Genomic DNA, 19,102 nt, shown 5'->3' on the forward strand with positions numbered 1-19,102 from the left:
AACTTTAATGAACAACGAGACTAGTCTCGAACGGCTATTCGAGATTCAAGACGAGATTCTTATGTTCACCATGGAGCAGGTCGGTGATAAGGTCGACAAGTTCTACGTGCAAGGTAAAATCACGGACGACAGTCGTGGAAATGTCACAAGCGTCCAGGGTAACATCAGGAATGTCATTGTCGGCGGTCGCGTCCTCGGCGTCTCTGCTGTCCTGGATGATACCGAGTTCTATGAGAATGTCGCTTTCGTCAGGCCGCGAATCACGGAGCTGCACGACATCCTCCGTATCGTGCAGGGTAAATCCCCAGTGCGGTTTCGCTGGGCGGTGGACACCACAGCGGGCACTGCTGAGAGTGATTGGACATACTACGATAATCTCTCTGACGAGGAGAAGAAGGACGATTTCTGGCTGTTCTCGAAGGGTGACATCGCGTGGAAAGCGCAGCTTGAGGCTGAGCTAGCCGGCGAGTAAAACCCAGACAATTTTGCGTCTGATTGTGAAGTGTCAGCGGGAGACGCGGATCGAATCAGCGCGGGTGCGACGTTGGCGTTGGCGGCGTTGGGTGGGTCGCTGATCGTGGGGGGTGTGAATAGCGCGATTGATCACGCGTCGATCGCGTCGACTGGTGAGGGGTTGAATCTGGTCGGGATGGTCAGCGATCAGGTGGCCCAGTGGTATGACGTCACTGTGATGCGGCCGGCGGTTGAGTCCGGGTCGTGGGCGGGGCAGCTCGTCGCTGGTGTTGGGTCTGGCGTGGGGCAGATGGTCAGCGGTGCGGCGCAGATGAATCTGCGTGACACTGGGCGGGGGATCGAGGCCCTCGTCTTCGATGAGGATGTGCGTAATCAAGCGTTGCAGCAGGTCACGACGCTCGTTGACCAGGTCCGAGCGGGTAACCCGGTGGTGATCGGACAGATCGTGGGGAACATCCTGCCCGGAGCGGTGGCGTTGAAAGTCGCGAAAACGAGCGGACTTCTGAGCCGGGCTGACAAATTCGCTGACTTCGGGAAACCCATCATCACGAACCCGAGCAGGACCACCAGCGCCCTGGACTGGCTCAAGAACCACCTCGGCGCGGGAGGGGTGACCGTCAGCGACGAATTCGAGCCGTCAATACGGCCAGCAGACGGCATTGACGGGTCGACCGTGAAGTCGCGTGGTGAAGGCGAGCCGGGCGGTAGTAATGCTCCGGGTCCGGTGAAGTATCCGACTGGCCGGTTGCCGAAGCGTGGTATACCGAACTCTTTCGGGTATGATTCTGACGGGGTTCGTCTTCCCTACGCGAATAGTCGCCCTGATTACGCGCCCGGACAAGTCAAAGAGGTGTGGAACGCTACCCGGGAGAAACAATTGCTCGACATTGAGGGCGGCGAAGTGGGGGCGCCGCCGAGTCTTCCGGGGCCGGATCAGCTCTGGGTCAAAAACAAGTCAGGCGACTGGAAACTCATCGAGTGGCGACCCGGAGAACCCCGCGCTGGCCTCTGGGACATGGGACACCTCCCTGAGGCTAAATATGCCAAACTTCGAAATCGGTACCTCAGTCATCAGATTACGAAGGAAGAATTCTTGGATGAATATCACGACGTGGAGAAGTATCAGGTTGAAGATCCGGGCAGAAACCGGTCGCATATCGATGAATATATCGATGAATAGAAAATGAGAAGAGGAGGACACTATGGCATCTCCGAGTCATGCTGCTGGATATGGGACATATGAGGAGTTTTGCGCCGGATACGACCCCGCTACCATGCCGTTCACCCCGAGGCCTGGCGTAGATGGGCTCCTCGGGCTGGCTTTGATGAATAAGGATCCTCGGGCGCGGTTGGCGATCGCGAATCGTCTGCTCGATGATGGCGCGGATCCCAGTCTGGTGAGCACTGATGGTGATCGTGTGAATGTGCTGCATGTTTTGTGGGGTCGCGCGCGGGATCGTGACCCTGAAGCGGAAGCGGCGCTGATCGCACGGTTGTTGGACGGTGGGGCGGACATCAATCTGCGCTCACCCAGGTTCGGCCTTCCACTGACGATGCTTCTCACAAACATTTCTGCTAAGCCTGAATATTTGCGGGCCGCGTTCGCTGCGGTCACGGCGCACTCTCGACCTGACTTGACAGCGCATGTCGATCGGCGGCGTCAGGCCAGCGTGGGACAGTATTTCGCGCAAACCAGGTTTGGTTTCATGCGTGATGAGGTTCGCGCGTATGCTGCGGCGACCGGGCAAGATATCGACGTGATCTCATGAGACGGGAGCAGGGTATGGAGATTATTCCTCAGGCAGGGGCATGTCTGATGACGGTGAACGCGTGGGAGGGTCGCGCTCCGGTGCGGTGGATGCTGCGCGAGAGGTCGAACGCACCGGTCGACAACGGCTGGCGGATTATGAGCGCGGCGGACAGCAGCGAGTACCTCGCCGACTCGGACAACTGGCGCATCACCGATTTCAACGATGCGTGCGAGATCGAGCCCGCGCTGATCGGTATCTACGACCTCCCGGTCGGAAGCGATCTGCAGATCGTCATCGACGAGCACGGCAAACGTATCGTCGACACGCCGACCGGTCGAGAACTGACACCCGAGAGGATGTACGTCCCGCCAGGACATCGACGCTGACCTTCCTCGATCATGCACTCCGATCGTGGGTCGCAGTTCCGCTCGAACAAGTTCGTGAAGGCACTACGCCGGCACACGCTGATGGGATCGATGGGCAGGGTCTGCGCCTGCGCGGACAATCCCCGCGATGGAGTCGTTGCGGGTTCCATGAGCAGACCCGGACCGTGTCCACTCTGACGTCCTGCGTGGCGGAGACGAGCGGTGGATGGGGTCGGGGAGATGGGCTGAATGTGACCGGCACTACGGTTGTGTCGGAGATTTATTCTGAGCTGTCGGCGTTGATCGCGTCGTATGGTGCTTTGGCGCAGAGGGATACCGGTGAGTTCGATCAGCTTGGGGTGAATATCGAGGTGCAGGATGCGCAGGATGCGCAGGTGTGTGAGGTGGCGCAGTGAGTGTGGTGGAGTTTTCTGCTGATTCGTGGCAGGCGTCGTCTCCGGGTTTACAGGAGGGGTTAGGGGACTGGGTCGAGGCGTTGACTGATCTTGCGCAGGGGTTGGAGAGCCTGGCGGGGTCAGGCAATATCAGTGGTGCGGGTGCTGATGCGATGCGGGCGTATATTCGGGAGGTGCATGTCCCGATTGTGCAGTCGCTGTTGGTGTGTTTGTACACGTTCCAGACGGCGATCGGGGTGTACTGGAATGGTTACGGTGAGGTTGACGCGGATGGCAACTTCCGGCTCGTGAATGACGAGTTTGATGACCATGTCACTCAGCTGGATACGGGTGTGGAATTGTTGCGGGGGTTTGCTACTGATTTGCGGGGGATCGCTGCCCGTGCGTCGCACTTGGTCTCGTTGGGTAGCGCGGGGGCGGATGCGGTTGAGGGCACGATCAGCGAGTTCGAGAATATGCAGGTGGTTGCGAAAATTCAGCATGAGACGTGGCAGGCGTATGAGGCTACGGATCATGGGTTCAATCAGGTCAAGAATCTTCTCGGTGAGCTGAAGAGCATCCTTAATAATGTTGGGAGTCTCACTGTTGGGCAAGGGCGCTCGTACACGGCGGGGAGTTTCGCTTTCGCGTTGCAGACGTTGAGCGGGTTGACCGGGGGGATGCTGGATTACTGTCGGGAGAACCAGCAGGTCGCGTCCGACGGGTGGGACGTCTTGTTTTCTGGGTATGTCGATGATGTTGAGGCTGAACAGGAACGGCAGCGGAAAGAGGATGCCCTGTGGGGGGTGCTGTGGGACGGGATTCAGGTCGTTGAGGGTGTGTTGATTCTCGCGGTTGGTGTGGTGGGTACGCCGTTTAGCGCGGGTGCGACGTTGGCGTTGGCGGCGTTGGGTGGGTCGCTGATCGTGGGGGGTGTGAATAGCGCGATTGATCACGCGTCGATCGCGTCTACTGGTGAGGGGTTGAATCTGGTCGGGATGGCCAGCGATCAGGTGGCCCAGTGGTATGACGTCACTGTGATGCGGCCGGCGGTTGAGTCCGGGTCGTGGGCGGGGCAGCTCGTTGCTGGTGTTGGGTCTGGCGTGGGGCAAATGATCAGCGGTGCGGCGCAGATGAATCTGCGTGACACTGGGCGGGGGATCGAGGCTCTCATGTTCGATGAGGATGTGCGTAACCAAGCGTTGCAGCAGGTCACGACGCTCGTTGACCAGGTCCGCGCGGGTAACCCGGTGGTGATCGGACAGATCGTGGGGAACATCCTGCCCGGAGCGGTGGCGTTGAAAGTCGCGAAAACGAGCGGACTTCTGAGCCGGGCTGACAAATTCGCTGACTTCGCGAAACCCCTCATCACGAACCCGAGCAGGACCACCAGCGCCCTGGACTGGCTCAAGAACCACCTCGGCGCGGGAGGGGTGACCGTCAGCGACGTATTCGAGCCGTCAATACGACCACCAGACGCGATTGACGGGTCGACCGTAAAGTCGTATTCTGTCGACCAGCCGGGCGGTAGTAATGCTCCGGGTCCGGTGAAGTATCCGACTGGCCGGTTGCCGAAGCGTGGTATACCGAACTCTTTCGGGTATGATTCTGACGGGGTTCGTCTTCCCTACGCGAATAGTCGCCCTGATTACGCGCCCGGACAAGTCAAAAGGGTGTGGAGGGAAACCCGCAAGAAACAAGTGAGCGATATCAGGGCCGGCCGTCCGGGGGCGCCGCCGAGTCTTCCGGGGCCGGATCAGCTCTGGGTCAAAAACAAGTCAGGCGACTGGAAACTTATCAAGTGGCGACCCGGAGAACCCCGCGCTGGCCTCTGGGACATGGGACACCTCCCATCGGCCAAATATGCCAAACTTCGAAACCGGTACCTCAATCACGAGATTACGAAGGAAAAATTCTTGGACGATTATCACAACGCAGAGAATTATCAGGTTGAAGATCCGGGCAGAAACCGGTCGCATATCGATGAATAGAAATCGAGAAGAGGAGGACACTATGGCATTTCCGAGTCATACTGCTAAATATGGGACATATGAGGAGTTTTGTGCCGAGTACGACCCCGCTACCATGCCGTTCACCCCGAGGCCTGGCGTAGATGGGCTCCTCGGTCCCGCTTTGATGAATAAGGATCCTCGGGCGCGGTTGGCGATCGCGAATCGTCTGCTCGATGATGGCACGGATCCCAGTCTGGTGAGCACTGATGGTGATCGTATCAATGTGCTGCATGTTTTGTGGGGTCGCGCGCGGGATCGTGACCCTGAAGCGGAAGCGGCGCTGATCGCACGGTTGTTGGACGGTGGGGCGGACATCAATCTGCGCTCACCCAGGTTCGGCCTTCCACTGACGATGCTTGTCACGGATATTTCTGCCAGCCACGAATATATTCGGGCCGCGTTTGCTGCGGTCACGGCGCACTCTCGACCTGACTTGACGGCGCATGTCGATCGGCGGCGTCAGGCCAGCGTGGGGCAGTATCTTGCGGATAACATGTTTGGTTTCATGCGTGATGAGGTTCGTGCGTATGCTGCGGCGTCCGGGCAAGATATCGACGTGATCTCATGAGACGGGAGCAGGGTATGGAGATTATTCCTCAGGCAGGGGCATGTCTGATGACGGTGAACGCGTGGGAGGGTCGCGCTCCGGTGCGGTGGATGCTGCGGGAGAGGTCGAACGCACCGGTCGACAATGGCTGGCGGATTATGAGCGCGGCGGACAGCAGTGAGTACCTCGCCGACTCGGACAACTGGCGCATCACCGATTTCAACGATGCGTGCGAGATCGAGCCCGCGCTGATCGGTATCTACGACCTCCCGGTCGGAAGCGATCTGCAGATCGTCATCGACGAGCACGGCAAACGCATCGTCGACACGCCGACCGGTCGAGAACTGACACCCGAGAGGATGTACGTCCCACCAGGACACCGACGCTGACCTTCCTCGATCATGCACTCCGATCGTGGGTCGCAGTTCCGCTCGAACAAGTTCGTGAAGGCACTACGCCGGCACACGCTGATGGGATCGATGGGCAGGGTCTGCGCCTGCGCGGACAATCCCCGCGATGGAGTCGTTGACGGGTTCCATGAGCAGACCCGGACCGTGTCCACTCTGACGTCCTGCGTGGCGGAGACGAGCGGTGGATGGGATCGGGGAGGTGACCTGAATGTTCCAGGGGTCGCGGTTGTGTCCGAGATCTCTGCAGACCTGTCGGCGTTGATCGCGTCGTATGGTGCTTTGGCGCAGAGGGATACCGGTGAGTTCGATCAGCTTGGGGTGAATATCGAGGTGCAGGATGCGCAGGATGCGCAGGTGTGTGAGGTGGCGCAGTGAGTGTGGTGGAGTTTTCTGCTGATTCGTGGCAGGCGTCGTCTCCGGGTTTACAGGAGGGGTTAGGGGACTGGGTCGAGGCGTTGACTGATCTTGCGCAGGGGTTAGAGAGCCTGGCGGGGTCAGGCAATATCAGTGGTGCGGGTGCTGATGCGATGCGGGCGTATATTCGGGAGGTGCATGTCCCGATTGTGCAGTCGCTGTTGGTGTGTTTGTACACGTTCCAGACGGCGATCGGGGTGTACTGGAATGGTTACGGTGAGGTTGACGCGGATGGCAACTTCCGGCTCGTGAATGACGAGTTTGATGACCATGTCACTCAGCTGGATACGGGTGTGGAATTGTTGCGGGGGTTTGCTACTGATTTGCGGGGGATCGCTGCCCGTGCGTCGCACTTGGTCTCGTTGGGTAGCGCGGGGGCGGATGCGGTTGAGGGCACGATCAGCGAGTTCGAGAATATGCAGGTGGTTGCGAAAATTCAGCATGAGACGTGGCAGGCGTATGAGGCTACGGATCATGGGTTCAATCAGGTCAAGAATCTTCTCGGTGAGCTGAAGAGCATCCTTAATAATGTCGGGAGTCTCACTGTTGGGCAAGGGCGCTCGTACACGGCGGGGAGTTTCGCTTTCGCGTTGCAGACGTTGAGCGGGTTGACCGGGGGGATGCTGGATTACTGTCGGGAGAACCAGCAGGTCGCGTCCGACGGGTGGGACGTCTTGTTTTCTGGGTATGTCGATGATGTTGAGGCTGAACAGGAACGGCAGCGGAAAGAGGATGCCCTGTGGGGGGTGCTGTGGGACGGGATTCAGGTCGTTGAGGGTGTGTTGATTCTCGCGGTTGGTGTGGTGGGTACGCCGTTTAGCGCGGGTGCGACGTTGGCGTTGGCGGCGTTGGGTGGGTCGCTGATCGTGGGGGGTGTGAATAGCGCGATTGATCACGCGTCGATCGCGTCTACTGGTGAGGGGTTGAATCTGGTCGGGATGGCCAGCGATCAGGTGGCCCAGTGGTATGACGTCACTGTGATGCGGCCGGCGGTTGAGTCCGGGTCGTGGGCGGGGCAGCTCGTTGCTGGTGTTGGGTCTGGCGTGGGGCAAATGATCAGCGGTGCGGCGCAGATGAATCTGCGTGACACTGGGCGGGGGATCGAGGCCCTCGTCTTCGATGAGGATGTGCGTAATCAAGCGTTGCAGCAGGTCACGACGCTCGTTGACCAGGTCCGAGCGGGTAACCCAGTGGTGATCGGACAGATCGTGGGGAACATCCTGCCCGGAGCGGTGGCGTTGAAAGTCGCGAAAACGAGCGGACTTTTGGGCCGGGCTGACAAGTTCGCTGACTTCGGGAAGCCCGTCATCACGAACCCGAGCAGGACCACCAGCGCCCTGGACTGGCTCAAGAACCACCTCGGCGCGGGAGGGGTGACCGTCGGCAACGCAATGGACTCCGTGAAACAAGGGGTGAATGGTGGGGGAGATCTGGTACCTACCGCACACCAAGCCCTTATGGATCAACTCCTCCGAGTCGGTATCAAAGTCAGCCCCGAGAAGGTCGTCACAATAATGACGACACCAGAGGGCAAGATCGTCTGGCTCGAACGAGGGACCACAGGCGATGTGACACCAAATCCATCAGGCCTTGCTCATATTATCGAAGCACACGGAGATGAGTTCGCTCAGAAAGGGATCAGTGAATCCCAGATCCCCGATCTCCTTTCGAGAGCAATCCAGGAGAACAAGATTGTTGGTTATCAAGGGAAAAGGACGGGACGCCCAATCTACGAGGTGGAGTATAATGGCGAGACAATGAAAATTGCTATTACTATTGGAAGCAATGGTTACATCGTAGGAGCGAATATCAGATGAGCGATTCCAATATCACGCTTCCTGTGATTGCTCCGAACGAACGTCCCCATGTGGACATTCACTACGAATGGACGCAATTCCCGCTTTGGCTTAATGGGAGATACGGGATCGACAGTATCGCCGGCCATGAGATCGGCCTCAGCTCGGAGCTCGTTCGGGATCTTTTGGCCTGGAGCGATGCAGCCGATGCTCAATTCGAAGCTGACGACCCAGCTAACAGTGCCGCTCCGGCCAATTTTCTTGAAGATGGATTTGAATTAGCGAAACGAGTGCGTGCGGAACTTTCTGCAGAATGGATTGTGACGTCCTACGATCCGCGTGCTAAACGGAAAGTTGAACTCGTCATTGACGACTGAGCGGATGCGGTTGAGGGCACGATCAGCGAGTTCGAGAATATGCAGGTGGTTGCGAAAACTCAGCATGAGACGTGGCAGGTGTATGAGGCTACGGATCATGGGTTCGACCAGGTCAAGAATCTTCTCGGTGAGCTGAACAGTATCCTGAATAATGTTGGGAGTCTCGCTGTTGGGCAAGGGCGCTCGTACGCGGCGGGGAGTTTCGCTTTCGCGTTGCAGACGTTGAGCGGGTTGACCGGGGGGATGCTGGATTACTGTCGGGAGAACCGGCAGGTCGCGTCCGACGGGTGGGACGTCTTGTTTTCTGGGTATGTCGATGATGTTGAGGCTGAACAGGAACGGCAGCGGAAAGAGGATGCTCTGTGGGGGGTGCTGTGGGACGGGATTCAGGTCGTTGAGGGTGTGTTGATTCTCGCGGTTGGTGTGGTGGGTACGCCGTTCAGCGCGGGTGCGACGTTGGCGTTGGCGGCGCTGGGTGGGTCGCTGATCGTGGGGGGTGTGAATAGCGCGATTGATCACGCGTCGATCGCGGCTACTGGTGAGGGGTTGAATCTGGTCGGGATGGCCAGCGATCAGGTGGCCCACTGGTATGACGTCACTGTGATGCGGCCGGCGGTTGAGTCCGGGTCATGGGCGGGGCAGCTCGTTGCTGGTGTTGGGTCTGGCGTGGGGCAGATGGTCAGCGGTGCGGCGCAGATGAATCTGCGTGACACTGGGCGGGGGATCGAGGCTCTCCTGTTCGATGAGGATGTGCGTAACCAAGCGTTGCAGCAGGTCACGACGCTCGTTGACCAGGTCCGCGAGGGAAACCCAGTGGTGATCGGACAGATCGTCGGGAACATCCTGCCCGGAGCGGTGGCGTTGAAAGTCGCGAAAACGAGCGGACTTCTGAGCCGGGCTGACAAATTCGCTGACTTCGCGAAACCCATCATCACGAACCCGAGCAGGACCACCAGCGCCCTGGACTGGCTCAAGAACCACCTCGGCGCGGGAGGGGTGACCGTCAGCGACGTATTCGAGCCGTCAATACGGCCAGCAGACGCGATTGACGGGTCGACCGTAAAGTCGCGTGGTGGAGGCGAGCGAGAGTCTGGTACTCCTGGCGAGAAGACAGAGGTTCTGGATCCCTTTGATCCGGACCGTAAGGGTGCGCTGCTTCCCAACGTGAGATATCGTGCGAGTGCACCCGACACGACCCACAACTACGTGGCCGAAACGAACGCTGACGGTCTGATCGAGCGGGTCATCGTCGAGACCCTCCATGTGAAGCCCACCGGCCGCCCTCGCTTCAAGCATGACCCGAACACGCCAGGTAAGCTCCCCACGGATGACGCGGGTCACCTGATCGCGGATGTCTTCGACGGCAGCCCAGAACTCGACAACCTCGTCAGCCAAGCAACAGCTCTCAATCGCGGTGCGGGCTCGAAATGGAGGGCAATGGAACGCGACTGGGAAGATGCTCTCCGTGACGTACCACCACGCGCCGTCACTGATATCGAGATCAAGGTTCTCTACGACGGCGGCAAACGACCAATAAGTTTGGATGTCACATATAAAATCGACGGCAAACCTGGTGGCAGAAATTTCCCAAACACCATACCAAATATCGATTAGGGAACTGTAATGAACAACGAGACTAGTTTCGAACGCCTATTCGGGATCCAAGACGAGATTCTTATGTTCACCATGGAGCAGGTCGGTGATAAAGTCGACAAGTTCTACGTGCAAGGTAGAATTACGGACGATAGTTATGGAAATGTCACAAGCGTCGAGGGTAACATCAGGACTGTCATTGTCGGCGGTCGCGTCCTCGACGTCTCTGCTGTCCTGGACGATACTGAGTTCTATGAGAATGTCGCTTTCGTCAGGCCGCGAATCACGGAGCTGCACGACATCCTCCGTATCCTGCAGGGTAAATCCCCAGTGCGGTTTCGCTGGGCGGTGGACACCAAAGCGGGCACTGCTGAGAGTGATTGGACATACTACGATGATCTCTCTGACGAGGAGAAGAAGGACGATTTCTGGCTGTTCTCGAAGGGTGACAACGCTTGGACGGCGCAGCTTGAGGCTGAGCTAGCCGGCGAGTAAAACCCAGAGGATTTTGCGTAGCCTTGCAATCAGGTGCACGAATGTGTCTAATAGGAGAAGTATGAGCGATTTCACACGGCTGGACGCCGACCAGCTACACCCGATAATCGAGGCTTTTCGAGCACTAAAATGGCCTGCTACGAGAGCGGATATAATGTCGGTAGCCGAAAGGCTTCATTGGGAGATTACTTCAGACCGAGAAAGTGGCATTGATCTGCTTGCTGCGCTGCCCCTGAGTGATAACCGGGTCAACGTGCTCTTGAGCGATGAATGCGTTCTAAAAGTCAACATCCCAGTCTCAGACAGAGTACGAAATCTAGATAACGATCTGGAACCTGATCTGAGGTCAAGCTTCCGCGCGATCGTTGACGACGTCAACGTCATCCTCGACGGCGGGAAGACGAAGACTCCTGGTATGCGTCAATACCACTGGGATTTCGACGATTCAAGCCGCCTCGCAGTAGAGAATTTTGGTGCAAAGATCGTCCTTCAAGTCTTGTCACCACACTGGGCGAATGTTGAGCGCGAAGAGGAGCGCCAGGGGCTTGATCCCTCACGTCCGTTCGATGACCATCAAGAGTCCGACATCTGAATAACCAACACCGCAGCTTTCGAGCGGTTATTGAGGGGCAACCGGTCAAGATTGTCCATGTCATTGAGGTTTATGCAAAATCCCCTCGCACACCCAGGGAACAAGCCCTTGACCTGGGCTGTTGTGAAGCCCTACCGGAATTTTGCATAAGCCTCACTGTCGGGAGAACCAGCAGGTCGCGTCCGACGGGTGGGACGTCTTGTTCTCTGGGTATGTCGATGATGTTGAAGCTGAACAGGAACGGCAGCGGAAAGAGGATGCCCTGTGGGGGGTGCTGTGGGACGGGATTCAGGTCGTTGAGGGTGTGTTGATTCTCGCGGTTGGTGTGGTGGGTACGCCGTTCAGCGCGGGTGCGACGTTGGCGTTGGCGGCGTTGGGTGGGTCGCTGATCGTGGGGGGTGTGAATAGCGCGATTGATCACGCGTCGATCGCGTCGACTGGTGAGGGGTTGAATCTGGTCGGGATGGTCAGCGATCAGGTGGCCCACTGGTATGACGTCACTGTGATGCGGCCGGCGGTTGAGTCCGGGTCGTGGGCGGGGCAGCTCGTTGCTGGTGTTGGGTCTGGCGTGGGGCAGATGATCAGCGGTGCGGCGCAGATGAATCTGCGTGACACTGGGCGTGGGATCGAGGCCCTCCTGTTCGATGAGGATGTGCGTAACCAAGCGTTGCAGCAGGTCACGACGCTCGTTGACCAGGTCCGAGCGGGAAACCCGGTGGTGATCGGACAGATCGTGGGGAACATCCTGCCCGGAGCGGTGGCGTTGAAAGTCGCGAAAACGAGCGGACTTCTGGGCCGGGCTGACAAGTTCGCTGACTTCGGGAAGCCCGTCATCACGAACCCGAGCAGGACCACCAGCGCACTGGACTGGCTCAAGAACCACCTCGGCGCGGGAGGGGTGACCGTCGGCGACGTATTCGAGCCGACCATACGACCAGCAGACGCGATTGACGGGTCGACCGTGAAGTCGTATTCTGTCGACCAGCCGGGCGGTAGTAATGCTCCGGGTCCGGTGAAGTATCCGACTGGCCGGTTGCCGAAGCGTGGTATACCGAACTCTTTCGGGTATGATTCTGACGGGGTTCGTCTTCCCTACGCGAATAGTCGCCCTGATTACGCGCCCGGACAAGTCAAAGAGGTGTGGAACGCTACCCGGGAGAAACAATTGCTCGACATTGAGGGCGGCGAAGTGGGGGCGCCGCCGAGTCTTCCGGGGCCGGATCAGCTCTGGGTCAAAAACAAGTCAGGCGACTGGAAACTCATCGAGTGGCGACCCGGAGAACCCCGCGCTGGCCTCTGGGACATGGGACACCTCCCTGAGGCTAAATATGCCAAACTTCGAAATCGGTACCTCAGTCATCAGATTACGAAGGAAGAATTCTTGGATGAATATCACGACGTGGAGAAGTATCAGGTTGAAGATCCGGGCAGAAACCGGTCGCATATCGATGAATATATCGATGAATAGAAAATGAGAAGAGGAGGACACTATGGCATCTCCGAGTCATGCTGCTGGATATGGGACATATGAGGAGTTTTGCGCCGGATACGACCCCGCTACCATGCCGTTCACCCCGAGGCCTGGCGTAGATGGGCTCCTCGGGCTGGCTTTGATGAATAAGGATCCTCGGGCGCGGTTGGCGATCGCGAATCGTCTGCTCGATGATGGCGCGGATCCCAGTCTGGTGAGCACTGATGGTGATCGTGTGAATGTGCTGCATGTTTTGTGGGGTCGCGCGCGGGATCGTGACCCTGAAGCGGAAGCGGCGCTGATCGCACGGTTGTTGGACGGTGGGGCGGACATCAATCTGCGCTCACCCAGGTTCGGCCTTCCACTGACGATGCTTCTCACAAACATTTCTGCTAAGCCTGAATATTTGCGGGCCGCGTTCGCTGCGGTCACGGCGCACTCTCGACCTGACTTGACAGCGCATGTCGATCGGCGGCGTCAGGCCAGCGTGGGACAGTATTTCGCGCAAACCAGGTTTGGTTTCATGCGTGATGAGGTTCGCGCGTATGCTGCGGCGACCGGGCAAGATATCGACGTGATCTCATGAGACGGGAGCAGGGTATGGAGATTATTCCTCAGGCAGGGGCATGTCTGATGACGGTGAACGCGTGGGAGGGTCGCGCTCCGGTGCGGTGGATGCTGCGCGAGAGGTCGAACGCACCGGTCGACAACGGCTGGCGGATTATGAGCGCGGCGGACAGCAGCGAGTACCTCGCCGACTCGGACAACTGGCGCATCACCGATTTCAACGATGCGTGCGAGATCGAGCCCGCGCTGATCGGTATCTACGACCTCCCGGTCGGAAGCGATCTGCAGATCGTCATCGACGAGCACGGCAAACGTATCGTCGACACGCCGACCGGTCGAGAACTGACACCCGAGAGGATGTACGTCCCGCCAGGACATCGACGCTGACCTTCCTCGATCATGCACTCCGATCGTGGGTCGCAGTTCCGCTCGAACAAGTTCGTGAAGGCACTACGCCGGCACACGCTGATGGGATCGATGGGCAGGGTCTGCGCCTGCGCGGACAATCCCCGCGATGGAGTCGTTGCGGGTTCCATGAGCAGACCCGGACCGTGTCCACTCTGACGTCCTGCGTGGCGGAGACGAGCGGTGGATGGGGTCGGGGAGATGGGCTGAATGTGACCGGCACTACGGTTGTGTCGGAGATTTATTCTGAGCTGTCGGCGTTGATCGCGTCGTATGGTGCTTTGGCGCAGAGGGATACCGGTGAGTTCGATCAGCTTGGGGTGAATATCGAGGTGCAGGATGCGCAGGATGCGCAGGTGTGTGAGGTGGCGCAGTGAGTGTGGTGGAGTTTTCTGCTGATTCGTGGCAGGCGTCGTCTCCGGGTTTACAGGAGGGGTTAGGGGACTGGGTCGAGGCGTTGACTGATCTTGCGCAGGGGTTGGAGAGCCTGGCGGGGTCAGGCAATATCAGTGGTGCGGGTGCTGATGCGATGCGGGCGTATATTCGGGAGGTGCATGTCCCGATTGTGCAGTCGCTGTTGGTGTGTTTGTACACGTTCCAGACGGCGATCGGGGTGTACTGGAGTGGGTATGGCGAGGTTGACGCGGATGGCAACTTCCGGCTCGTGAATGACGAGTTCGATGACCATGTCACCCAGCTTGATACCGGTGTGGAATTGTTGCGGGGGTTTGCTACTGATTTGCGGGGGATCGCTGCCCGTGCGTCGCATCTGGTCTCGTTGGGTAGCGCGGGGGCGGATGCGGTTGAGGGCACGATCAGCGAGTTCGAGAATATGCAGGTGGTTGCGAAAACTCAGCATGAGACGTGGCAGGCGTATGAGGCTACGGATCATGGGTTCAATCAGGTCAAGAATCTTCTCGGTGAGCTGAAGAGCATCCTGAATAATGTTGGGAGTCTCACTGTTGGGCAAGGGCGCTCGTACACGGCGGGGAGTTTCACTCTCGCGTTGCAGACGTTGAGCGGGTTGACCGGGGGGATGCTGGATTACTGTCGGGAGAACCAGCAGGTCGCGTCCGACGGGTGGGACGTCTTGTTCTCTGGGTATGTCGATGATGTTGAAGCTGAACAGGAACGGCAGCGGAAAGAGGATGCCCTGTGGGGGGTGCTGTGGGACGGGATTCAGGTCGTTGAGGGTGTGTTGATTCTCGCGGTTGGTGTGGTGGGTACGCCGTTCAGCGCGGGTGCGACGTTGGCGTTGGCGGCGTTGGGTGGGTCGCTGATCGTGGGGGGTGTGAATAGCGCGATTGATCACGCGTCGATCGCGGCTACTGGTGAGGGGTTGAATCTGGTCGGGATGGTCAGCGATCAGGTGGCCCACTGGTATGACGTCACTGTGATGCGGCCGGCGGTTGAGTCCGGGTCGTGGGCGGGGCAGCTCGTTGCTGGTGTTGGGTCTGGCGTGGGGCAGATGATCAGCGGTGCGGCGCAGATGAATCTGCGTGACACTGGGCGGGGGATCGAGGCCCTCCTGTTCGATGAGGATGTGCGTAACCAAGCGTTGCAGCAGGTCACGACGCTCGTTGACCAGGTCCGAGCGGGTAACCCGGTGGTGATCGGACAGATCGTGGGGAACATCCTGCCCGGAGCGGTGGCGTTGAAAGTCGCGAAAACGAGCGGACTTCTGGGCCGGGCTGACAAATTCGCTGACTTCGCGAAACCCGTCATCACGAACCCGAGCAGGACCACCAGCGCCCTGGACTGGCTCAAGAACCACCTCGGCGCGGGAGGGGTGACCGTCAGCGACGTATTCGAGCCGACCATACGATCAGCAGACGGGTTGCAGAGCGTTGTAGAGAAGATTCGACGGGGCGAGTTGACTTCGGAAGAAATAAAGTCCCTCCCGAATCTAATTCGAGACCAGCTTCGAGGCATCGATAGAGGCGACAAGCGAGACATTTTCGGGCATTACACAGGTTCAGACGCGATCAGCGCGAACAAAGAAGCACTCGGACTAGAGAAAGTTCGTGATAGACTGGGCGTGGAGATACTCTCTGATCAGGTTGGTGTAAGGCTCGAAGCTGGTGGACAACTCCGTTATTATGATGGGCTAATCGATTTGGGGGGAAATCGGTACGTCGGAATTGAAGTTAAAAGCGGTAGCGCTACACCTGAGTATCAGCGAGGCGGGAATGGTCAGCGTCTCTTTGATAGCAGGGTGTCGTCAGAAAATCCGGCGAGGGGTCTCTTGAACGGTGAACCGATCGAGATCGTCGAAGTCATCCTTCAAGAAATTCCATAAAGAGAAAGCTCGGGATATGTCAGTCACGCATGTATTCACTTATAACGGAGTTTCGAGACTGGAAATCTTGAGTGGCCAGCTTGCTGAAAAAGTTGTTCGACGCGCGCCGATGCTGCTAGATGGTAAAAGCGAATTCGCGATTTCTTTATCTCGACTGCCCGAGGGCAAGCGGTTGAGAGACGATCTGCCTGGCGCTTGGGCGGATCTGTTTTTGCAGGCCGCTGGGAGTGCGGCTGTGATGATGATCGAGGTGCGTAAGCAGAATGCGGACGGCTCCGATAGCCTCTACAGGCTCGCTCGCCTCTCGCCCGAAGGTAAAAAGTCCGCGGGGAGTGCAGATATCGCTTGGAACGGTCGTGTTGATAGAGTTCCCGCTGAGGAGGCGTTCGACGCGATCGAAGCTGGTGACATTTTTTGGCACTACTATCAGCATGATGCGGTGCCTAATCGGTACGAGCTGCGCTTCCTTGAGTGAGTAGATTCCCGCGGGGGCGGGGGCGGCTGAATATGCAGGGCATGGTGAGCGGTGTGTTCACTCTCGCGACCAGTGACGAGGCGCGTTCCCAGTTGTGGAACCAGTTGACCGCTATCGCCGGTAAGGCCGCTGGAGGTGGCGCGTTGGTGATCGGCCAGATCGCGGGGAACCTTCTCCCCCTCGGCGCTGCGACGAAGCTGAACAAGCTCAGACAATCTGATCACGAAGGCCGATGATCTCGGCTTCGGGAAGCCCGTGACGATCTCCACTGCGAGTGAGACCAGCAGCGCCTTGGATTGGATCACGAACCGCGTCCGCGCGGGCGGGGTGACGGTCAGCGATGAATTCACCCCGACACGACGACCAGCAGACGGCATCGACGGGTCGGCGGCGGAGGCGCGTGGTGGCGGTGAGCGAGAGCTTGGCGTTCCTGGCGAGAAGACAGAGGTTCTGGATCCTTTCGATCCGAACCGTCGGGGTGCGCTGCTTCCTAACGTGGGATATCGTGCGAGCGCACCCGGCACGAATCACCAGTACGTGTATGAGACGAACGCTGATGGTCTGATCGACCGTGTCACGGTCGAGGACCTCCATCTGAAGCCCACCGGCCGTGCTCGCTTCGACAACGCGCGGAACACGCCAGACAAGCTCCCCACGGACGACGCGGGTCACCTGATCGCGGATCTCTTTGACGGCAGCCCAGAACTCGACAACCTCATCAGCCAAGCACGGGCAGTCAACCGCGGCGCGGGCTCAGAATGGACGGAAATGGAACGAAATGGAACGCGACTGGCGAGATGCTCTCACCGACGTCCCACCACGCACCGTTATTGATATCGAGATCAAGGTCCTATACGACGGTAACAAACGACCGACTGGGTTTGAAGTCGAGTACGAGATTGACGGAAAGCCATCCAGGGCACTTATTCCGAATCCTCTAACCAATGACTAGTGATCGGAGCGGGCATGAACAACGCATCAAACTTTGAGAGATTGTCGCAGATCCAGGAAGGAATCATTGACTTCACCTTGGGCCAGGTGGTCTCTAATGTAGAGAAGCTCTACATTCAAGGTAAGGTCACTGACGATGGTCTCGGCAATATTACCAGTGTTCAGGGGCAACTGGAATACGCGATTGTGAATGGCAAGGTGGTTGACAACATCAAAGTTGTGACCAAAGAAGAGTATCGCGAGAATTCGAGATTTATTCTCCCTCGAATTGAGGAGCTGCATGACTTGCTTATCGCTCTGCAGGGTAAGTCTCCGGTTCGGTTTCGCTGGGCGGTGGACACAAAAACGGGTCAGGTGGAGAGTGACTGGACGTACTATGACGATCTGACGGCCGAAGAGAAGAAAGACGACTTTTGGCAGAACTGGGAAGGTGATTTCGCGTGGAAGGCGCAGCTTGAGGCTGAGCTAGCCGGCGAGTGAGACCGGGAGAAGTTTGCGTCTGATCGCGAAGTCTCAGCAGGAGGCGTGGGCGACGTATGAGGCCACCAATCCGGGGTTCGGTCAGGTCAGAAACCTTCTGGCGGAGTTAAACCGGGTGGTGGCGAACCTGGGGAGTTTGACTGTCGGGCAGGGACGCTCCTATTCCTTTATTCGTGCCCTGTCCTGAACGGTCAGTTTTTCTTCGCCGCCGGCACTGGTTCGGCGATGCGCCGCCACCCACTTAGTGAGGGTCTGCGGAACCAGTCCGAGCTCTCGAGCGACGTCCGCGACGGATCGCGACCTATCAATCACCTCGCGCACTGCCTCCGCGCGGAACTCCGGAGAATGAGGCTTATGCAAAATTGGTTTTTTGCCGAGTGAAAAAGATGAGTCCGTGGACGGCGTTGAAGGCATCTCGGAAGGTGCGCAGTGGCCGCCGGTAGTCGGTGTGGAATATCCGCCAGGTCTTGATGCTAGCAATTGTTCTCTCGATCACGTATCGGTGGGTGTTCACGAAGCGATTGTGGTGTTTGGCGTAATTTGGCAGATGTTCTTCGCTTGGCCTCTTCTTTATTGGTATGACCATTCCGGTGCCTTGGTAGCCTTTGTCGGCCAGCGTGTTCGAGAGGTTAACGGTGTCGGCCAACCCGGTTTCTCGAAACGCGTGGGCATCGTGATGCTTGCCCGCGATCGGATCCGAAATGTGGATCAACCGACCGGAGAGATCGGCGAGGACCTGGCAGTTGTGCCCCGTGGTCATGTGTTTCCCGGAGTACAGCTCTGGCGCGTCCGACCAGGACCAGCACGGCAGGAGCGTGCCGTCGATGACGGCCGTTGTCCCGCGGAGCGCGGCCTCGACGTCCGGTTGCTCGTCGTCTATCACGACATTGAGCATCGCCTCAACCGACGCGATCGTTCGCGACACGGTCGACTGACTGACACCGACCACATCAGCGATCAACTGCTCGGTCACATTCTGGCGATAATAGAGAAGAGTGACCCGCAATGCTCCCTCGAGGGAAAGTCTGCGCGGACGTCCTCGCCGCCGACGCCACATGAACTCGTTCTCGATCCGTTCGGCGAGGATCGCGTAGTGCTCGGCCGTCATTCCCGTAGTAGACTGTGTGCGCACCGGCTGGTTCCTTTGCGAAGAGTTTCTGTTAGAGGCTGCTCTTCAATCAAAGCGGATTAGCCGGTGTTATTCGTGACCGACACGCGCAAATCCATCTCGAT

Annotated in this window: 25 protein-coding genes; 23 read left to right on the forward strand and 2 right to left on the reverse strand. The window is 58.3% G+C overall.

Annotated elements, in window-relative coordinates; genetic code table 11:
- Positions 1-7: 7 nt before the first annotated feature.
- The 23 genes from C1O28_RS02175 to C1O28_RS02280 all read left to right on the forward strand — a co-directional run bounded on the left by C1O28_RS02175 (position 8) and on the right by C1O28_RS02280 (position 17,869).
- On the forward strand, positions 8-472 hold the full coding sequence (locus C1O28_RS02175; RefSeq protein WP_097168065.1) for a hypothetical protein: 465 nt from the start codon (positions 8-10) through the stop codon (positions 470-472).
- Between the two features lie 114 nt (positions 473-586).
- A complete protein-coding gene (locus tag C1O28_RS02180; RefSeq protein ID WP_127821405.1) occupies positions 587-1,654 on the forward strand; it encodes an HNH/ENDO VII family nuclease in 1,068 nt (355 codons plus the stop codon).
- A gap of 169 nt (positions 1,655-1,823) precedes the next feature.
- Entirely contained in the window at positions 1,824-2,243 is a 420-nt protein-coding gene (locus tag C1O28_RS02185; RefSeq protein WP_127821406.1) for a hypothetical protein, read from the forward strand.
- A gap of 14 nt (positions 2,244-2,257) precedes the next feature.
- Positions 2,258-2,611, forward strand: coding sequence for an immunity protein Imm33 domain-containing protein (locus C1O28_RS02190; protein WP_104318717.1), 354 nt, complete (start codon positions 2,258-2,260; stop codon positions 2,609-2,611).
- 230 nt (positions 2,612-2,841) lie between these two features.
- On the forward strand, positions 2,842-3,006 hold the full coding sequence (locus C1O28_RS14995; protein WP_160487644.1) for a hypothetical protein: 165 nt from the start codon (positions 2,842-2,844) through the stop codon (positions 3,004-3,006).
- Positions 3,003-4,976, forward strand: a complete 1,974-nt coding sequence (locus tag C1O28_RS02200) for a GH-E family nuclease (RefSeq protein ID WP_127821407.1) — start codon at positions 3,003-3,005, stop codon at positions 4,974-4,976. Before C1O28_RS14995 ends, C1O28_RS02200 begins: the two co-directional genes overlap by 4 nt.
- Positions 4,977-4,998: 22 nt before the next feature.
- The gene (locus C1O28_RS02205; protein WP_127821408.1) at positions 4,999-5,565 is read left to right on the forward strand and encodes a hypothetical protein; all 567 of its coding nucleotides are present in this window, start codon (positions 4,999-5,001) and stop codon (positions 5,563-5,565) included.
- Positions 5,566-5,579: 14 nt separating this feature from the next.
- Positions 5,580-5,933 (forward strand): immunity protein Imm33 domain-containing protein, encoded by a 354-nt coding sequence (locus tag C1O28_RS02210; protein ID WP_104318717.1) that lies wholly within the window; start codon positions 5,580-5,582, stop codon positions 5,931-5,933.
- A gap of 12 nt (positions 5,934-5,945) precedes the next feature.
- The gene (locus tag C1O28_RS15360; protein WP_208643688.1) at positions 5,946-6,329 is read left to right on the forward strand and encodes a hypothetical protein; all 384 of its coding nucleotides are present in this window, start codon (positions 5,946-5,948) and stop codon (positions 6,327-6,329) included.
- Positions 6,326-8,185 carry a T7SS effector LXG polymorphic toxin gene (locus C1O28_RS02220; RefSeq protein WP_127821409.1) on the forward strand — a complete coding sequence of 620 codons (1,860 nt, stop codon included), beginning with the start codon at positions 6,326-6,328 and terminating at the stop codon, positions 8,183-8,185. The genes C1O28_RS15360 and C1O28_RS02220 overlap by 4 nt, the downstream gene beginning before the upstream one ends.
- Positions 8,182-8,541 (forward strand): hypothetical protein, encoded by a 360-nt coding sequence (locus C1O28_RS02225; protein WP_127821410.1) that lies wholly within the window; start codon positions 8,182-8,184, stop codon positions 8,539-8,541. Before C1O28_RS02220 ends, C1O28_RS02225 begins: the two co-directional genes overlap by 4 nt.
- 45 nt (positions 8,542-8,586) lie before the next feature.
- Entirely contained in the window at positions 8,587-10,155 is a 1,569-nt protein-coding gene (locus C1O28_RS02230) for a DNA/RNA non-specific endonuclease (protein WP_164861100.1), read from the forward strand.
- Between the two features lie 9 nt (positions 10,156-10,164).
- Positions 10,165-10,629 carry a hypothetical protein gene (locus tag C1O28_RS02235; protein ID WP_097168046.1) on the forward strand — a complete coding sequence of 155 codons (465 nt, stop codon included), beginning with the start codon at positions 10,165-10,167 and terminating at the stop codon, positions 10,627-10,629.
- A gap of 61 nt (positions 10,630-10,690) precedes the next feature.
- On the forward strand, positions 10,691-11,221 hold the full coding sequence (locus C1O28_RS02240; RefSeq protein WP_127821411.1) for a DUF6301 family protein: 531 nt from the start codon (positions 10,691-10,693) through the stop codon (positions 11,219-11,221).
- A gap of 199 nt (positions 11,222-11,420) precedes the next feature.
- A complete protein-coding gene (locus C1O28_RS02245; protein WP_127821412.1) occupies positions 11,421-12,689 on the forward strand; it encodes an HNH/ENDO VII family nuclease in 1,269 nt (422 codons plus the stop codon).
- A 169-nt stretch (positions 12,690-12,858) separates the two neighbouring features.
- Entirely contained in the window at positions 12,859-13,278 is a 420-nt protein-coding gene (locus C1O28_RS02250; RefSeq protein ID WP_127821406.1) for a hypothetical protein, read from the forward strand.
- A gap of 14 nt (positions 13,279-13,292) precedes the next feature.
- Positions 13,293-13,646 (forward strand): immunity protein Imm33 domain-containing protein, encoded by a 354-nt coding sequence (locus C1O28_RS02255; RefSeq protein ID WP_104318717.1) that lies wholly within the window; start codon positions 13,293-13,295, stop codon positions 13,644-13,646.
- A gap of 230 nt (positions 13,647-13,876) precedes the next feature.
- Positions 13,877-14,041 (forward strand): hypothetical protein, encoded by a 165-nt coding sequence (locus C1O28_RS15000; RefSeq protein WP_160487644.1) that lies wholly within the window; start codon positions 13,877-13,879, stop codon positions 14,039-14,041.
- Positions 14,038-15,963 carry a T7SS effector LXG polymorphic toxin gene (locus C1O28_RS02265; RefSeq protein ID WP_127821413.1) on the forward strand — a complete coding sequence of 642 codons (1,926 nt, stop codon included), beginning with the start codon at positions 14,038-14,040 and terminating at the stop codon, positions 15,961-15,963. The genes C1O28_RS15000 and C1O28_RS02265 overlap by 4 nt, the downstream gene beginning before the upstream one ends.
- 16 nt (positions 15,964-15,979) lie before the next feature.
- Positions 15,980-16,438 (forward strand): hypothetical protein, encoded by a 459-nt coding sequence (locus C1O28_RS02270; protein WP_127821414.1) that lies wholly within the window; start codon positions 15,980-15,982, stop codon positions 16,436-16,438.
- Between the two features lie 255 nt (positions 16,439-16,693).
- Positions 16,694-17,272, forward strand: coding sequence for a DNA/RNA non-specific endonuclease (locus C1O28_RS15365; protein WP_202129737.1), 579 nt, complete (start codon positions 16,694-16,696; stop codon positions 17,270-17,272).
- Positions 17,217-17,390, forward strand: coding sequence for a DNA/RNA non-specific endonuclease (locus tag C1O28_RS16005; RefSeq protein WP_097168053.1), 174 nt, complete (start codon positions 17,217-17,219; stop codon positions 17,388-17,390). The genes C1O28_RS15365 and C1O28_RS16005 overlap by 56 nt, the downstream gene beginning before the upstream one ends.
- 14 nt (positions 17,391-17,404) lie before the next feature.
- On the forward strand, positions 17,405-17,869 hold the full coding sequence (locus C1O28_RS02280; RefSeq protein WP_097168054.1) for a hypothetical protein: 465 nt from the start codon (positions 17,405-17,407) through the stop codon (positions 17,867-17,869).
- Positions 17,870-18,028: 159 nt separating this feature from the next.
- Here C1O28_RS02280 and C1O28_RS16010 read toward each other — a convergent pair whose 3' ends face one another.
- Both C1O28_RS16010 and C1O28_RS02290 read right to left on the reverse strand, forming a co-directional pair.
- A complete protein-coding gene (locus C1O28_RS16010; RefSeq protein ID WP_104275175.1) occupies positions 18,029-18,283 on the reverse strand; it encodes a transposase in 255 nt (84 codons plus the stop codon).
- On the reverse strand, positions 18,222-19,001 hold the full coding sequence (locus C1O28_RS02290) for a transposase family protein (RefSeq protein ID WP_145260627.1): 780 nt from the start codon (positions 18,999-19,001) through the stop codon (positions 18,222-18,224). Before C1O28_RS02290 ends, C1O28_RS16010 begins: the two co-directional genes overlap by 62 nt.
- Positions 19,002-19,102: the final 101 nt, after the last annotated feature.

This window comes from Rathayibacter rathayi (genome assembly GCF_004011095.1).
In the GTDB taxonomy this organism is placed as follows: Bacteria; Actinomycetota; Actinomycetes; order Actinomycetales; family Microbacteriaceae; genus Rathayibacter; species Rathayibacter rathayi.

Coding starts and splice junctions, on each gene's coding strand:
- C1O28_RS02175 (WP_097168065.1), top strand. CDS start 8: ATGAACAACGAGACTAGTCTCGAACGGCTATTCGAGATTCAAGACGAG.
- C1O28_RS02190 (WP_104318717.1), top strand. CDS start 2,258: ATGGAGATTATTCCTCAGGCAGGGGCATGTCTGATGACGGTGAACGCG.
- C1O28_RS02205 (WP_127821408.1), top strand. CDS start 4,999: ATGGCATTTCCGAGTCATACTGCTAAATATGGGACATATGAGGAGTTT.
- C1O28_RS02210 (WP_104318717.1), top strand. CDS start 5,580: ATGGAGATTATTCCTCAGGCAGGGGCATGTCTGATGACGGTGAACGCG.
- C1O28_RS15360 (WP_208643688.1), top strand. CDS start 5,946: ATGCACTCCGATCGTGGGTCGCAGTTCCGCTCGAACAAGTTCGTGAAG.
- C1O28_RS02225 (WP_127821410.1), top strand. CDS start 8,182: ATGAGCGATTCCAATATCACGCTTCCTGTGATTGCTCCGAACGAACGT.
- C1O28_RS02235 (WP_097168046.1), top strand. CDS start 10,165: ATGAACAACGAGACTAGTTTCGAACGCCTATTCGGGATCCAAGACGAG.
- C1O28_RS02240 (WP_127821411.1), top strand. CDS start 10,691: ATGAGCGATTTCACACGGCTGGACGCCGACCAGCTACACCCGATAATC.
- C1O28_RS02255 (WP_104318717.1), top strand. CDS start 13,293: ATGGAGATTATTCCTCAGGCAGGGGCATGTCTGATGACGGTGAACGCG.
- C1O28_RS02270 (WP_127821414.1), top strand. CDS start 15,980: ATGTCAGTCACGCATGTATTCACTTATAACGGAGTTTCGAGACTGGAA.
- C1O28_RS16005 (WP_097168053.1), top strand. CDS start 17,217: ATGGAACGCGACTGGCGAGATGCTCTCACCGACGTCCCACCACGCACC.
- C1O28_RS02280 (WP_097168054.1), top strand. CDS start 17,405: ATGAACAACGCATCAAACTTTGAGAGATTGTCGCAGATCCAGGAAGGA.
- C1O28_RS16010 (WP_104275175.1), bottom strand. CDS start 18,283: ATGCCTTCAACGCCGTCCACGGACTCATCTTTTTCACTCGGCAAAAAA.